This window comes from Natrialba aegyptia DSM 13077, assembly GCF_000337535.1.
GTDB lineage: Archaea > Halobacteriota > Halobacteria > Halobacteriales > Natrialbaceae > Natrialba > Natrialba aegyptia.
In genome coordinates this window covers 1-15299 of sequence record NZ_AOIP01000064.1, presented here as the reverse complement: position 1 = coordinate 15299, position 15299 = coordinate 1, and the positions used below count along the sequence as shown (strand labels likewise).

Here is a 15299-nt window from a genome sequence, read left to right as displayed (position 1 = left end):
AGATGGAACGGATCGCCGTCGAAGGCTGTGACCACCTCGTCGTTCTCACGCCGACGATGGCCGATCAGTACCGATCGAAGTACGACCTCGATGAGACGCCCGTCACGGCGGTTCCGTTCGGCGTCGACGATGAACGTTTCGCGCCGTCCCCGTCGGCGGACGGTGCGGACCGGATCATCTATACCGGAAAACTCGGCGAGGGACAAGCGTTCGAACCGTACTTGCGCGGCTTCGAACGCCTCGATACCGACTGCGATTGCGATTGTGAACTCGTCATCTACGGCTTCGGCGAGCGCCGCGACGAACTCGAGACGCTGGTTTCACGGCTCGGTATCGAGGACCGCGTCCGAATCAACGGCCCGGTCCCGCGGGAGGAAATCCCCGGCCTCGTCGCGTCGTCGTCGGTCAGCCTCGTCCCGCTCAAAACCGAACACACGCTGGACTACGCGCGCCCGACGAAGTTTCTCGAAACGATGGCCGTCGGAACGCCCTACGTCGCAAGCGCCGTTGCGGAAATCGACGCCGTTACGCGGGACGCGGGTGCCGGTCTCGCGGTCGCGAACGATCCCGACGCGATCGCGACGGCACTGCGGGAACTCCTCTCCGATCCGGAGCGCCGGCGGACGATGGGCGAACGCGGCGTCGCGTTTATCGACGACAACCACCGCTGGGACGACCTCGGCTCGGACATCGGCGACGTGCTCCTGACCGTCGCCGCACGAACTCGTCCGAGCCTTTCCACCAGGGTCGGAACGAGAGTTCGGGAGACCGCGGCGACCCTCCTCTCGCGGCTGTAGGTTCGGCTTCGGGGGACTCTCGATTCTTGCGCCGTTTTCGGTGTTCCGTTCCACTCCAGCCGTAGTTCCATTCCAGCTCCGGAGGTTCGCGAGAATCGTTCGGCGCGGACCAATGCCGATGGGTCTCGAAGTTGAACAGGACGCCGCCGCTCTCTCGGCGGCTATAGCGAGTTCAAAGGACGATCGAGTCGACCCACGGCCGTGATGGTGACCGCTCTATGAGTGTACGCCTGATCCGTCGATACGTAGCCGTTGAAGGGTATCGACCGGCGACTACCGCAACCAACTGACGAGGATGATGCGCATCAGGCCGACTGCAAACCCGAGTTGCGGCTTTTTGCTCTGTCCGTCCTTTCTGTCTTCGATTCGAATCGGAATCTCCGAGAGGCGGAGGCCGTTCTTTCGGGCTTCGATGATCAGTTCGGGTGCGCTGAACCGTCGTTCCGTGAGCGAGAGGTGCTCGAGCATCGAGCCGCGAATCGCGCGGTAGCCGTTCGTACAGTCGGTTATCTTCGCGTTCGTCAGCACGTTGATCACCGTCGTGAAAAATCGGATCCCCGAGCGCCGAACGAGTCCGTTTCCGGACCGGTTGACGCCGAGATACCGCGACCCCATTACGTAATCCGCCTCGTCCGCGACGATCGGATCGACGAGTCGGTCGAGTTCGTCGGCCGGGTGCTGCCCGTCGCCGTCCATCGTGATGACGATCGTAGCGTCGTTCTCGAGCGCGATATCGAAGCCGGTTTTGAGGGCACCTCCTTGGCCCTGATTGATGGGATGTTCGACGACCATCGCGCCGCACAGACGGGCATTTCGAGCGGTGTCGTCGGTCGAGCCGTCGGAGACGACGAGCGGTTGGACCTCGTATCCGCGGATCGTTTCGGGAAGCGACGAGACGACGTTGGTGATCGTCTCGCCCTCGTTGTAGGCGGGGATAACGACGAAGATGCATTCCGCGTCCGTGCCGCCGTCCGTCGCCGGTGCTCGCTCGACGGTGAGGGCCCGCGTTAGCTCGGACACCTCGTCGTGTGCGCCGCGAACGAGCGTCAACACGTAACACAGGAATCCGATGAAGACGATGTTCGCGAGCAGCGAGATCACGACGTAACGGTGCTCGATGTCGAGTGCGCCGCCGACGAGATCGAACGCGCCCGGCATGAACACGAACGAGAGCAGGCCGCTCGCGAGAACTCCTGCGATCAGGAGGTCGTTTCGCTCGAACCGGCGTCGGTATCGGTCGAATCCCCAGGCGAGGACCCCGATCGCAAGGGCGACGAGCAGCGTGCTCAACGGGTCGATCGTAACTGGAAGCATTAGCGGGCGTTCGTTTCGATCAGCGAGCGGATCGTTTCGTCGACCGTCTCGATCGGATCCCAGCCGAGGACCTCGTGAGCTCGAGTCGTCTCGACCGGAAAGTCGTCGACGAGCGTTTCGTTCCCGCGCGGGTTCTCGGTGAGTTCGATCGACGCGTCGAACTCCGCTTGCGCCGCCGCTTTCTCGCGGACGGTTTCTGCGATATCGAGGACGCTCGGATCCTCGTCACTGGCGATCGGAAACGTCTCTATCCCGGTTGCACCTTCGGCGAGATCCTCGAGAAGCACGTCAGCGCTGTGGATGTACGCGCGAGCGACATCTTTCACGTGGACGAAATTGCGCGATTGGGTTCCCGGTTCGTAGACGGGCAGCGATTCGTTTTCGAGCGCCCGTTCCGCGAAGAAGTTGAGCACGGTCGCCTTCGTGACGACCCGTCCGTCGACGGCGTGCGTGCCGTACAGGTTCGACTTGAGGAGGTGGTGCGCCGGGAACGAATCGGCCGCGAGTTCGTCGATCAGCCGCTCGCCGATGACTTTCGTTCGGCCGTACCAGTTCAGGGGATCGCGCGGGTGATCGGCCGTGATCGGGAACTCCTGGGGGTCGCCGACGACGGCCATACTCGTCGGGAAGATCAATCCGGCGTTCGTCCGCCTGCAAAATCGAGCGACGTGTCCGGTCCCGGTCACGTTCACGTCGTAGGCGAGTTCCGGATGCCCCTTGCAGTCCTCGATGCCGCTGATCGCGGCGAGGTGCATCACGATGTCGGCACCCTGCAGCGCGTCCCACAGCCGATCGCGATTCCGAACGTCGACGTGTTCGACCGTCACGGAGCCGATCTCCCGGAGCGAGCCGCGATAGAAGTTGTCGAGCGCCGTCAGCTCCCAGTCGGGCCGTTCGGACTGCAGTTGGGCGACGATGCGACTCCCGATGTATCCGGCCGCACCGGTGATCGCGACCCGTACCGGTTGCGCCGAACTCGTATTCTCCGCCGCCGTGCGATCGCTCTCATCACGGGTCATTGCGACTCACCACCTGAGACGGTGCGGTCGTCGAAACGACGGTCGATGGAGTGGGGTTGGAATCGCCCCGAAACCGTTCCGAAAGCTCTTGAATACCGTCACGGAGCGTCCACTCCGGTTCGTATCCGGTTTCATCGAGTCGATCGAACGAGACGTGGTAGGACGGGCCCGGCTGCTCGTCGCCGAGGAAGGTGACTTCGAGGGTGGTATCCAGTTCCTGGTCGATGATACGGGCGATATCCTTGATGCGGTAGTTTTGCTGCGTGCTGCCGACGTTGTAGCGGCTTTCGGACCATCGTTCGGGATGCATGGCCGCGTGTTCGTACGCGCGGGCGGCATCGCGGACGTGAATGAACGGCCGCCAATTCTTGCCGTCGCCGTATACCGTCAGCGGTTGCGCGGTAAGCCCCTGGAACACGAAACGGTTGACGACGAGGTTGAATCGGACGCCCGGCGCGTACCCGTAGTTCGTGCTCATCCGAAGCGAGGTCGCGGAAAAGCCGTGTTCGGCTGCCGCTTCATCCACGAGGCGCTCGGCTTCGAGTTTGGATTCGGCGTACGGATTGAGCGGATTCGGCGTCACCGTCTCGTCGATGTTCGTCCGCTCCGTCCGCCCGTAACTGTTACACGAGGAGGCGAAGACGACCGTCTCGACGCCGACGGCACCGGCCGCGTTCACGACGTTCTCGGTCCCGCCGACGTTAACCGCTCGCGTCTCCCGTCGCCGGTCGTGTGTACTATCCGCGCCGGTAATCGCCGCGAGGTGGATGACGCAGTCCACGTTTTGCATCGCGCTTTCGACAGCGGCTTCGTCGCAAACGCTTCCGCGTTTGAACTCGATGTCGTCGGCGACGCCGAGTAGTGCGCGCGGAGAGCCGCCGCTCAACGAATCGAGGACGACGACTTCTGAGACCCGCTCGTTTTCGACCAAGCGGCGGACGAGTACACTGCCGATGTAACCGCATCCGCCGGTGACGAGTACCCGCACGGGTCAGCCCTCGCTCAGGACGCTCGGGAGGAACCGATCTTCGTTCGCCGTGATGACTTCGTCGTGCTCCAACAGTCGCTCGAGTATCGATCGAACCCCTGTTTCGAACGTCGTCGACTGCCCGTCGATCAGGGCCTCGTACCGGTCGTTTTCGATCTCCATCTTGTGCGTTTCGTCCTCCGAACGAGGGTTCTCGACGTGTTCGACGGCGGTGTCTAGTCCGAGTTCGGTACCGACGCCGGCGATGGTTTCGGCCATTTCGACGATGCTAATGGCGCGTGTCACCTGATTGTAGACCGTGTGGTCGGCGGGTCGTTCGGCCGGATCGGCGAGTGCGAGCCGAACGAGTCCCTCGACGGCGTCTTCGAGCGCGATGAACGGTTTGCGCTGTTCGCCGCGTCCGTAGACGGTCAGCGGATAGCCCGCGACGGCTTGCGCACAGAAGCGGTGGGCGACGACGCCGAAGTAGTAGTCGAAGTCGAATCGCGTTGCCAAACGCGGATCGGCGGCCGTTTCCGTCGTTTCGACCCCGTACGTGATCGCGGTTCGAACGTCCGAGACGGGAATGTCGAACTGCTCGTGTGCCAACCGCATGTTCGCCGCGTCGTGAGCCTTCGTCAAGTGATACCACGACCCTGCCATCGCGGGGAAGGGAACCTCGTCGCGCTCGCCGCCGTGTTCCATCGTTGCCCCACCCTCGGGGATGGGGAACTCGGGCGCTCCGTACACCCCGGTCGTCGTCGTCTCGATGAAGTGCGTCTCCTGGAGCCCGTGTTCCTCGAGCGACCATAACAGGTTCCGCGTCGCCTGCATATTGTTGTGTTGGGTGTCGTTCGCCTGTTCGCGACTCACCTGCGAGTACGGCGCTGACGGCTGGGCCGCAGTGTGGACGATCGTCTCCGGTTCGTGGACTCGTATGAGCCGATCGACGAACGAACTCTCCGTGAGGTCCCCCTCAACGAACGAGACGTTTCGAGCGCCGAGTTCGTCGCGAAGCGCCGCGAGTCGGTCGCTCATCGGTTCGACCGGCGTCGCGCTCGTTGCCCCGACGCTCTTGACCCAGTCTCGACGAGCAAAGTTGTCGACGAGGATCAGTCGTTCGTCCGTTCGAGACGCCAGCCGGACGGCGGTCGGCCATCCGATATAACCGTCTGCTCCAGTCAGTAGTATTCCCATGCTATGGTCCAACACTGATTCGGACACCAAGAAAAATGTACCCCTAGTAGGCCCGACTAACAGGTTTGCACCCGTGAGTTACTTCGAATTTGTCTCCCGTTTCTAGCGCATAACACCGGTGATCACCCCCGCTAAAACATGAACTTTATTACCAATGGTGTCCCCATGTGGTTTCGAATGGACGATCGTTGCGTCTCCGACGGCAACCAAGAGACGGATGAACAGCGCGAAGAACAAGAGGGATGGTTACCCGATACGATTCCGGACGGTGCCGGCTGCGTCGAAATCTGGGACCGACTTCAGGATGTGCGCGACGAGGAGTGATGAACGCCCCGACAGGCGTGAGACGACCGACCAACTGGACGAGAGTAAGTCTGCACGGCGCTCGATCTCGATGCTGTCCGACCCTCATCGATCCGTCGGTCGGCGTGAACTCGCTAGCCGTGTCCAGCATTGTGCTCCGCTGCACCAGCCGTAAATGACCGGAATCTTCAACACCATCAGCGGTGGATCGTAACCGTACGATATGCGCGTGACACGCCGGTTCTGGGCAACACTCGCCCTGTCGGGGTTTCTCGCCGCGCTAGCGGCGATCCTCGAACGGCCGTTGTTGCTTTCGGGTTCGGTTCTGATCGGGGCGTGGATTCTCGCCGCCCAGTATTCGTTTCTCGCCGCTCTTGAGCGGACGACACGGACGATGTCGGTGACCCAATCGCCGGCGAGCTCGTCCGTTCGAACGGATTCCTCGATGGCGGTGACACTCGCTGTAACGCTCGCGGAGCCGATCCCGCTCCACCTCGGAATCGAGGCGGGGCTTCCGGTGGCGACAACGGGCGATTCTCTCAACGTAGCGGTCACGCCCGAGATGACGAGTAGCGAGCAAACGGCCTCGGTTACCTGGCCCGTTGCAGGCCGTCAGCAGTTTTCCGCGCCACAACTAACCGCGACTGACGGGCTCTTCGTCGCAACGTTTCCCACCGGTGATCGACCGACGGTCACCGTCGAACCGCGCGGACCGCGACGGATCCACGTCGGCGAGGGCGGTACCCGCCTTGCGAGTGCGGCCGGAAAGCACACCTCGGAACAGCACGGAAGCGGGATCGAACTCGCCGAAATACGGGAGTACACGCCCGGCGATGCGACCAGACGGATCGACTGGAAGGCGACCGCACGGCTCGGAACACCCCACGTTCGCGAGCACGAGACGGACACCGACCAGCGAACGTTGTTGGTGGTCGATCACCGATCGTCGTTGGCGACCGGCCCGCCGAACGAAACGAAACTCGACTATCTCCGCAACGTTATGCTCGCGACAGCACGGAACGCACACGATCTCACCGATCCGATCGGACTGCTCGGCATCGGCGATAGCGGCACGACAACGTATCTCGAGCCGGCGACCGCGCTCGACTCGTATACGACGATTCGCCGCGAACTGCTCGAACTAGAGCCATCCTCGATCGATGCCGATCATTCCGAAAATGCGCATATATCCCGGTCGAACGCCGCCGTAATGCAGTCTCCACACGAATCTCCAACGTTACGGACGGTTCGACGGTCAGCCAGCGATCTCGACGAGTTCGAGACAGCGTCTGGCTCGTTCGCCCAAACACTCCGCCCCTTCTACGCCGATCAGCAGCCCTACCGGTGGCGAATCCGCGAGCAACCGCTCTTCAATTCCGTCCGAACGGCCCTCGCATCGAACTCCGAAGCCGTCTGGATGGCCGTTTTCACCGATGATTCGAATCCAACTGAACTCCGGGAAACGGTTTCGCTCGCCAGACAAAACGGTGCTGCCGTAACGATTTTCCTCGCACCGACGGTACTCTACGACTCACAAGCCGCCGGCGACCGAGAACGGATGCGCAACCGGTATCTCGAGTTCGAAACGCTCCGTCGCGAACTCGCCGGCATGGATCGCGTGCGTGCGCTCGAAGTCGGCCCTCGTGACCGGCTCTCGACCATCCTCGAAGCCGGCCGCGACGGTGATCGCCAATGACCGACCGCCTCGAACCGACTGGCGCGGACGAGACCGACGAGACGGCCGCCCGCGGAGACGGAGAACTCGATCCGGCGGCGGTCGAGCCGATCGAATCCGATGTGCGCGTTGCCGTCGTGCTCTCACTCGGCGCGCTCGTCGTCGTGCTCTCACTCGGCGCGCTCGTCGTCGCGTTTACCGCTCTCGCGGGGCTCCGAGGGACGATCGGCGCGCTCGCAACGGCAGCCGTCTGGTACGCCGTCGGAACGCCGTACGCCATTGCACTCGGGCACGTCGTGCTCCTCACACTCGCTCCCACCAGCATCGACTCCCATTTCCGCGCGCTTGTCGGTATCGAAGCGGCGTTCGTCCTCCTCCTGCTGGTGGCCGTTCCGCGAACCGCGTCGGGAAATCGAGTTCGACACGCCGCCGCCGTGCTCGGCGGGATCGCCGTCCTCGGCGTCACGGCGTGGACCGTGTGGCTCCCGCTGGCACAGCCCATCTGGGTCGCGGCGGGCGCGGTGTTCGTCGTCCTCGCCTGCTGCGGATACCTCCTCCACCGATACGAACTCGTCGTGGTTCGAGAGGTGGCTAAACCAGACGCGACCGATCTCGGGACGGATCCCGGCGAAGCAACGGCTCGCACCGACTCACAACCAGACACCCAGTCCGAACAATGAGCACAAAGACGACTCCCCAAACCGATCGCAGTGACTCGCAACCAACAGAGAGGACCACCAGTGAGGATCCATCCGCTTCGAATCGCGCGGACGCGAACGACACCGTCGAAGTCGAACTGCTGGCCGAAGAGAATCGGCGTCTCCGCGCCGAGTACGCCCGCACAAGGCGGACCACCTATCGACGGACGGCGTTTTGGATCGCCGCTATCGGAGTCGTCGCCGTCGGCGGCGGGCTGTGGCTCCCCGATGCGCGGCAAGTCCTGTTCGCCCTCGGCGCGACTGGCCTGTTCGGCGGCGTTCTAACGTATTATCTCACGCCCAGCCGATTCATCCCCGCCGACATCGGTGAGCGCGTCTACGCGACGGGTGCAACGAACCTGCTGGCACTCGCCGACGAACTCGGGCTCCGAGAGGAGTACCACTACCTCCCGAGTAGCGACTCGAGACCGCCGCGCCTGTTCGTCCCTCAGCGAACGGATTCCGACATTCCGGACGACCGCTCAGGCCCGATCGTAACGCATGCCGCTGAACGGGGCCTCCTCCTCGAACCGACCGGATCCGGCCTCTTTACGGAGTTCGAACGCGCGCTCAACGGGTCGCTGCCGACAGCGGCGACACAACTCGCGACGGAACTCGGCGACGGCGTCGCCGAACAACTAGCGCTTACGGACCGCGTGGAGACGTCCGTTGATCCCGATGACGGGCGTGCTACTGTTACGATCGAATCGAGCGCCTTCGGCGATGTCGACCGATTCGACCACCCGATCGCCTCATTTTTCGCGATCGGTTTCGCCGAGGGCCTCGATCGTCCAGTTGAACTCGAGATCGATCCTGGTGAGAAGAGTACGGAATGGCTGCTCACGTATCGGTGGGAGACGCATTGACCCGTTTCGATCGCTCTGACGTGTTACTACCACAGCGTACCATCATTATTCGTCCGGTGTAAGAATGTCAGTACTTGGCACGGCCACCGATTCGACGACATCCGTGACAATATCGTCCGGCGACACGTCGCTCAGTTCGGCGTCGGTCGCGAGCACGAGTCGGTGGACGAGGGTCGGTTCTGCGAGCGCCTTCACGTCGTCCGGAATGGCGTAGTTGCGGCCGTGGATCGCCGCGCTCGCTTTGATGCCGTCGAGATAGACGAGCGTCGCTCGTGGCGATGCGCCGTGGGCCGTATCCGGGTGCTCTCGTGTCGCGGTGACGATATCGATCAGGTACTCCTTGAGCGGCGGGGCGACGTAAACCGACGACGCATACTCGCGTGCACGATACAACCGCTCGTCCGTCATGACCCGCTCGATCGTTTCCGGACCGAGTTCCGGGTTGTCGTCGAAGCGATCGACGAGTTCACGTTCAGCGTTCTCGTCGGGGAGGTCGATTCGGTGCTTGAACTGGAAGCGATCGAGTTGTGCCTCCGGCAGTTCGAAGACGCCCTCCATCTCGAGCGGGTTCTGCGTCGCGATCACCATAAACGGTATCGGCAGCTCCAGGGTGTCGCCGCTGATCGTGACGCGACGTTCTTGCATCGCCTCGAGAAGGGCGCTTTGGGTCTTCGGCGTCGCACGATTGATCTCGTCTGCGACGACGAGGTTTGCAAACACCGGTCCGCGCTGCAGATCGAACGTACCGTCGTGTTCGCGGTACATTTGCGTCCCGGTGATGTCCGCAGGAAGGATGTCGGGGGTCATCTGGATGCGATTGTACTCGAGTCCACTCGCTTTCGCAAAGCTATTCGCGAGCGTCGTCTTCCCGACCCCGGGAACGCCCTCGAGAAGCAAGTGACCGCGCGTTAGCAGTGCGATCGTGAGTAGTTCTATCGCGTCGTCATTGCCGACGAGCACGTGATCGATCTCGGTTCGCAGTGCGTCGTAGACGGCTGCGGAGGCGTTCGTACTGGCGTCGTCGACTATCGGTTCGTTCTCGCTCATTGATATAGATGCGTATCGATCGGGTGTCGGTTCAGTCGTCGTCGGTCCGCTCGTCTCGTCGGTTCCACTCCGGAGTATCGCGTCGGGGATGGATATCGGTATCGCCGCCTCTCACGCGTTGAATCCGGTCCAAACGGCGTCGTCGATTTTCCTGTTGGGAATCGCCTGACTGTGCTCTGGAGAATCGTCCGGCGTCTGTCAGCGTTTCCTCGAGTTCGCGACAGCGGGACCGGTGGGGCTGCCGCCTCGTGAACCGCCGCCAGAGCGGCGTTATGCGGTGGCCAGCCAGTGCGGCGATGAGTGCGATACCGATGGTTCCGGCGAGCGTCTGCGCGAGCGGCGTCGCACGTACCGTCTCTATCGTCGTCGCCAGCACGGGTGGATCAGCAACGTGAGAGATATCGAGTAGGACGCGCTCCTCGTCCTCGTATAGTCCGCGGATGAACGCGGAATTATCCGGTCGTTCGCGCATCGCGTTGATCGTAATGCTCGGGTCGCCGACGACGATAACGCGGCCGTCCCCGACGGATTCGGCTGTTGCAACCGGATGCGTTCCGATGTGGGTTCCGTTTCCGGTATCGCCACCATCACCCTCGAGAGACGCGATACTGCTCGTCGTGACGAGTTCGGTCGTCTCGTTTGATCCGGGATTCACTGCCGTTCCGTGGTTCAACGTCAACTGCTCGACGTCGGCGGTTATCGAGTGGTTCGCGACGCCGGTCGCGATCGGCATCTTCGGGCCGCGATAGTAGTGTTGCTCGTCGCGAAGCAGTCGCCCGTCGACCCGAGCGTCGGCGTCGACGGATTCGAGCAGGGCGTTCCCCTCGTCCCCGACGTTTTCGAAGACGACGAGCGTTCCGCCCTCGTCGACGAACGACCGAACTCGCTTTGCGTCCGCGCCGGTGTACGGCTCGTCAGGTGCGATGACGATCGCAACCGTTTCGTCCGGATCTGCCGTCTCGTACGAGGTCGTGTCGCGAACCAATTCGCTCTCCACGTCGGGATCGGATTCGAGGTGGTTTCGGAGGTCTGCCGTCCCGTTCCACGAGGGGTTGAACGGATCGAACGCTGCCGTCGATGTCACGGCGGCTAGCAGCAGCGTGCCACCTACCGCGACTCCGAGGGCCCACGCAAGGAGCGTCGGCCACTCGAACCGTCGATCGAACACTGCTGGTCCGGACGCCGATCGCCCAGCATCGTTCACCACGGTATCACCTCCGGCGGTAGAACTTCGACGAACCGGTAACCGACGGCGAGGATGAAGGCGACGAAACCGACGAGAACGACCCACGTCAGTCGTCGTCTCCACCGGGGCCGGACGGTGACCGGCGCAGTCAGTTCGACGATGAGCAGAAACCCGAGTAGCGATCCGACAAAGAACAATTCGTACGAGAACAGGCTAACGGCCGACAGGGCGATGACGAGTGCCAGCATCCACGCGAGCTGTCCGCGAACGAACTGTAGTCGACGGTGTGCCACTGGTACTTCGAACTGATAGGGCATCATATCTAAACCTATGGGTCGTCACTCCGGTAACAGCGTCCTATCATCGTCGAACCGCTGGGGCACCTCCCGATACAGGCGTCGCCTACGAGTGCCGACGAACCACCACTGAAATCACCTGCCACCGTTCAGTATCCACTAGCTATTACCACTGGATCAAGGCGGTATTCGCTCTGATGACCTCGAATCCGACGGCCAGTCTACTGTCTCCGCGTCGATTGTTTTACGCCCGGATTTATAATATACGATAATTATGTTCCTGTTTTTGCAATGGTGTGCGAGTACGGCTACAGCGGAGTCACTCCCCCGAAGTAGTCACGGCTACTATCGCACACCCCGATCTCGCGCCGGATTCTTACCGCGATTGTGACGGACTCTTTCCTACCGATTTTCCCTCAGGCAACCGGTTTGTGGTGAAAGCCACCGCTCTCAAACGACCGCGGCCGCGAGTTAACTCACTCCAACACCCGACAATTACACGCACTGAACTCGTTGAACGACTAGTGCCGGTGTTCACTCTATTTACAAATGTACGTGTGTAAATACCTGGGCAGCAGAACGAACCTGAATCGGCTGTAACCGGCGATTTCAATAGCGATCGCGGTCACACCCGGCCGTTCCCTCAGATCGGTTATGTATCACCCGTAATAATGTCTGCAACCCGCTGGCGATCGAAGAGTTGTTCGTCGTCCGGGATTTCGGGATACGCTCCCGCTTCGTAGGTTGGCCAGTCTCCAAACTGGTCGGAATACAGCTGTTTCGCGGTCATCTCCATCTGAAAGAGATTCAGAATCGGCCCCTGGTAGCACGCGCCCTGTGCATACACGCGGTCGTTCTCGACTGCAGCGAGTTCTTGGCCAACTGCGTGCTCGCGCAGTTCAGTTCGTAACGTCGCCATATCCGTCTCCGGAACCATCCCGCCGAGTGTGAAGATCACGTCGGGATCAGCGTCTCTCATGGCCTCCATATCCACCTGGTCACCGGAGCCGATGGACGCATCGAACGCGTCCAGCGGATCGAACGGCTGCAGATGTGCGGTTAGAAATCCGGGCGCATCGGTGGTATAGACGTAGGGGCTCTCGATTTCGCTCAGTCCGATTAGTGCGACGGTCGGACGGGCCCCCATCCGATGGAAGACCCGACTCGATCGTGTCGAACAATCCCCTCCGTATCGTTGCCAGTTCCCGATGCTGCTCTTGCTCCTGGAAGGCTTCGGCGACGATTTCGAACTGCTCCCACAATTCGTAATACTGGTAGCCGTCCGCTCACTCTCCAGCCGGTTCTTGATGACGATCGCTAAGCGAATTTCCGAACCACGGCGCGATGTTCGCGGCAATCTCGTCGACGTCGTCACGAGTCCAGTTACTGAGTTGCGTGATCCCCGCAACATCAGCGAGGTGGATATCACTGTCCAGTTCGTACAACGTCTCCTTGTCGGGCTCCCACGAGGAGTACAGTCCCGTCCACTCGAGCGACACACCCGGAAGGCGCTCGACGAACTGATTCCACAGTGCATCGTACTACTCGGGTGCGTGCATCGCGTTAACGGTATTCCCACTCCCGAGTGCGAACGCCATTCCAGCATGGTGTGTCAACCGAGTGAAAACGGTTTTCGGCGGTGAGTCGAAGGAAACCTCTCCCACAGGCGATATTTCGACGGTATAGCCCGTTTCGCCTGCCCCCTCCGATTCGGCCGGCCCACTATTGAGATACCCGGCGAGTACCCCAGCCCCAACGACTGCACCGCCATATCTCATGACATCTCGTCGCGTCGACTGTCTCGTCGTCTCCGGATCACTATCGGCCGTCATGGTGGAACTCCCCGTTCCCCGTTCCGCCGGTACAGCCGGCGAGAACCCCGCCGGCCGCAATTGCCCCACCGTACATCACGGACTCCGCCGCGTCGGCCCCTCACATGCCGCGCCGATGGTTGACATACTACTTAGGCTAACCTAAAATACAATAACTACTTCGTTTTTGCCTACCTAAAGATCCGACTCAATACGGCGTCCCACAGCGCGGGCACATCGGCGGTCCACCCTCCGGAAGCGGACACCCACACTGAGTACATTCACCGTCAGGTGCCGCGATTGCGTCGGCAATTTCGTCCGCCTGATCGCGGATCGATTCGAGCGAGGCGATCCCGTCACCGGAGTCGACTGAACTCTCGCTCTCGAGACGAGCAAGCGCAAACCGTGTGCGTTCGGTTACAAACGGTTCGTCACTCGCCGACCCGACGGTGGCAAGCCGTTCCTCTGGAACTATCGACGTGTCCGAAGTAGCACCCGCGAGCAACCCAAGTGCTTCGGCCGCACGTCCGCGGACGTACGGACACTCGTCGTCGAGACGGGAACCGAGTTCGCCGACACTGTCGGACAGTGCGGCCGGTTGCTCACAGCCGACTGCCACAATCGCCGTGCTAAGGTAATAGCGGACGAGTTCGTCCTCGGCATCGAGATGGGCTGCGAGATCCGAAATCCAGTAGCGCAATCGACGGGGGTTGCCGAGTGCGACGTAGGCGAGCGCTTTCGCCAGTTTTTCTTTCACCTCCGGTTCGTCGAACGAGAGGCCAGTCCGGAGATCCGCGAGCAGGTCCGGTGTTGTGGCTTTCTCGGGATACTCGACTGCAACGTACCCGAGCGTCTCGGCCAAGCGCGCCCGGACGTAGTAGAACTCCGACTTATCGGCGAGTCGAGCAGCTAGTACGTCGGCAGTATCGACTATCGCGTCGGGCCTCGTCTTCGATAGGGAAACGAACAGCTTCGCGGTCGTCAGTCGAACCGATCGTTCTTCGGCGGTGAGAAACGGGAGCAGTTCGGGAACGAACGGCGTGAGTACGGCCGGCTGCTCGACTGCGATCGATTGCAACGCTCGAACGAGTTCTTTCTGTACGTCGGCGTTTGCCTCGCGATATCCCTCGAGTTGATCACAAACCTGCTCGCGGCTACTCCCTCGAAGTTGCTGGATCAGTTCGTCACTTGGTGGTAGGTCAAGGAATTCATCCATTGTCAATCGATACGTGTTACAAACACGTACAGAGTAACACAGGAAAAACGTTCTGACAGTTCGCCTGAAGCAGCAATCGTGACCGCTTCAGGAAATCGTCGTAGTTGTCCGCAGTCGACCATGGCTCCTGGGAATATCCCCGGTCTCGAGATCGTCGTTCGATGGTGTCGTTCGATTTCGATCGGTTCGTCTTCACGACCGGTGTCGATCACGATTATCCTTTTCTCTAGTATCTTCGTGATCTGGTATTCCGAACCTATTTCTATCTGCGAAGACGGATACAATACCGACGGCTGACTCGTTCTACTGTCCGCGATGTCCAACTGAACTCGCATTCGTGGGTAGTCTCTATAGACGGTAACTGCCGCTATGATCGCCTTCAAATGATCTTGTGACTATTGACGAAGCGAACGGGCAAGACGGTACCTCTGAAGGAATGCGAGTAAAGACGAACGCGTCTCATTGTCTCGATGTAAATACGTGTACTTCGATCTATTACGAATCATGAATACTGAATGATATAGGATTCTGTCAGTAGATTCGGTCGGTCGCGATCTCGGCACCTTCGACGAGCGCCTCGAGTTTCGCCCACGCGATTTCGGGGTGGACCATGCCGAGGCCAGCCTGCGTCCCAAAGCCGCAATCGGGTGCGGCGACCAGCGGCGTCTCGTCGTCGACCGCATCGGCGGCGCGTTCGAGACGGTCCGCGATCGTCTCCGGGTGGTCGATGATGTTTGTCTTCACATCGACAACACCTGGTAGCAGCGTCCAACCGTCTGGAAGCGGATGTTCCGCAAACGCGCGGTACTCGTGCTGGTGGCGGGGGTTTGCCTGTTCGATACTTAGTCCCGTGATGTCGGCATCGTAGATTTCTGGAAGGAGGTCAACGACTGTCTCTTATACACAT

13 protein-coding genes and 2 pseudogenes are annotated in these 15299 nt (G+C 61.2%); 5 read left to right on the top strand and 10 right to left on the bottom strand.

Going from position 1 to position 15299, the window contains the following annotated elements; genetic code table 11:
* On the top strand, nt 1–797 hold a 797-nt coding region (locus C480_RS21230), incomplete at its 5' end, for a glycosyltransferase family 4 protein (protein ID WP_006667720.1).
* Between the two features lie 273 nt (nt 798–1070).
* Here C480_RS21230 and C480_RS21225 read toward each other — a convergent pair.
* The 4 genes from C480_RS21225 to C480_RS21210 are packed head-to-tail and all read right to left on the bottom strand — an operon-like array spanning nt 1071 to nt 5294.
* On the bottom strand, nt 1071–2111 hold the full coding sequence (locus tag C480_RS21225; RefSeq protein WP_006667719.1) for a glycosyltransferase family 2 protein: 1041 nt from the start codon (nt 2109–2111) through the stop codon (nt 1071–1073).
* Nucleotides 2111–3130, bottom strand: coding sequence for an NAD-dependent epimerase/dehydratase family protein (locus C480_RS21220; RefSeq protein ID WP_006667718.1), 1020 nt, complete (start codon nt 3128–3130; stop codon nt 2111–2113). Before C480_RS21220 ends, C480_RS21225 begins: the two co-directional genes overlap by 1 nt.
* Nucleotides 3120–4118 carry an NAD-dependent epimerase/dehydratase family protein gene (locus C480_RS21215; RefSeq protein WP_006667717.1) on the bottom strand — a complete coding sequence of 333 codons (999 nt, stop codon included), beginning with the start codon at nt 4116–4118 and terminating at the stop codon, nt 3120–3122. Before C480_RS21215 ends, C480_RS21220 begins: the two co-directional genes overlap by 11 nt.
* A 3-nt stretch (nt 4119–4121) precedes the next feature.
* On the bottom strand, nt 4122–5294 hold the full coding sequence (locus tag C480_RS21210) for an NAD-dependent epimerase/dehydratase family protein (RefSeq protein WP_006667716.1): 1173 nt from the start codon (nt 5292–5294) through the stop codon (nt 4122–4124).
* A 177-nt stretch (nt 5295–5471) separates the two neighbouring features.
* Here C480_RS21210 and C480_RS23670 point away from each other — a divergent pair, with 177 nt between their 5' ends.
* The 4 genes from C480_RS23670 to C480_RS21195 all read left to right on the top strand — a co-directional run bounded on the left by C480_RS23670 (nt 5472) and on the right by C480_RS21195 (nt 8836).
* Entirely contained in the window at nt 5472–5618 is a 147-nt protein-coding gene (locus C480_RS23670; protein ID WP_162531373.1) for a hypothetical protein, read from the top strand.
* A 202-nt stretch (nt 5619–5820) separates the two neighbouring features.
* Nucleotides 5821–7293 carry a DUF58 domain-containing protein gene (locus tag C480_RS21205; protein ID WP_006667715.1) on the top strand — a complete coding sequence of 491 codons (1473 nt, stop codon included), beginning with the start codon at nt 5821–5823 and terminating at the stop codon, nt 7291–7293.
* Nucleotides 7290–7952: a hypothetical protein gene (locus C480_RS21200; RefSeq protein WP_006667714.1), complete on the top strand. Its 663-nt coding sequence runs from the start codon at nt 7290–7292 to the stop codon at nt 7950–7952. Before C480_RS21205 ends, C480_RS21200 begins: the two co-directional genes overlap by 4 nt.
* Complete coding sequence (locus tag C480_RS21195) at nt 7949–8836, top strand: hypothetical protein (RefSeq protein WP_006667713.1); 888 nt, start codon at nt 7949–7951, stop codon at nt 8834–8836. The genes C480_RS21200 and C480_RS21195 overlap by 4 nt, the downstream gene beginning before the upstream one ends.
* A gap of 45 nt (nt 8837–8881) precedes the next feature.
* Here C480_RS21195 and C480_RS21190 read toward each other — a convergent pair whose 3' ends face one another.
* The 6 genes and pseudogenes from C480_RS21190 to C480_RS22810 all read right to left on the bottom strand — a co-directional run.
* On the bottom strand, nt 8882–9883 hold the full coding sequence (locus tag C480_RS21190; RefSeq protein WP_006667712.1) for an AAA family ATPase: 1002 nt from the start codon (nt 9881–9883) through the stop codon (nt 8882–8884).
* Between the two features lie 31 nt (nt 9884–9914).
* Entirely contained in the window at nt 9915–11087 is a 1173-nt protein-coding gene (locus C480_RS21185) for a DUF4350 domain-containing protein (protein ID WP_152424135.1), read from the bottom strand.
* Nucleotides 11084–11389: a hypothetical protein gene (locus tag C480_RS21180; RefSeq protein WP_006667710.1), complete on the bottom strand. Its 306-nt coding sequence runs from the start codon at nt 11387–11389 to the stop codon at nt 11084–11086. Before C480_RS21180 ends, C480_RS21185 begins: the two co-directional genes overlap by 4 nt.
* 628 nt (nt 11390–12017) lie before the next feature.
* Nucleotides 12018–13197 (bottom strand): annotated as a pseudogene (locus tag C480_RS21175) (ABC transporter substrate-binding protein).
* 187 nt (nt 13198–13384) lie between these two features.
* On the bottom strand, nt 13385–14392 hold the full coding sequence (locus C480_RS21170; RefSeq protein WP_006667709.1) for a HEAT repeat domain-containing protein: 1008 nt from the start codon (nt 14390–14392) through the stop codon (nt 13385–13387).
* A gap of 531 nt (nt 14393–14923) precedes the next feature.
* Nucleotides 14924–15283, bottom strand: a pseudogene (locus C480_RS22810) (methionine synthase); the annotation flags it as partial.
* Nucleotides 15284–15299: the final 16 nt, after the last annotated feature.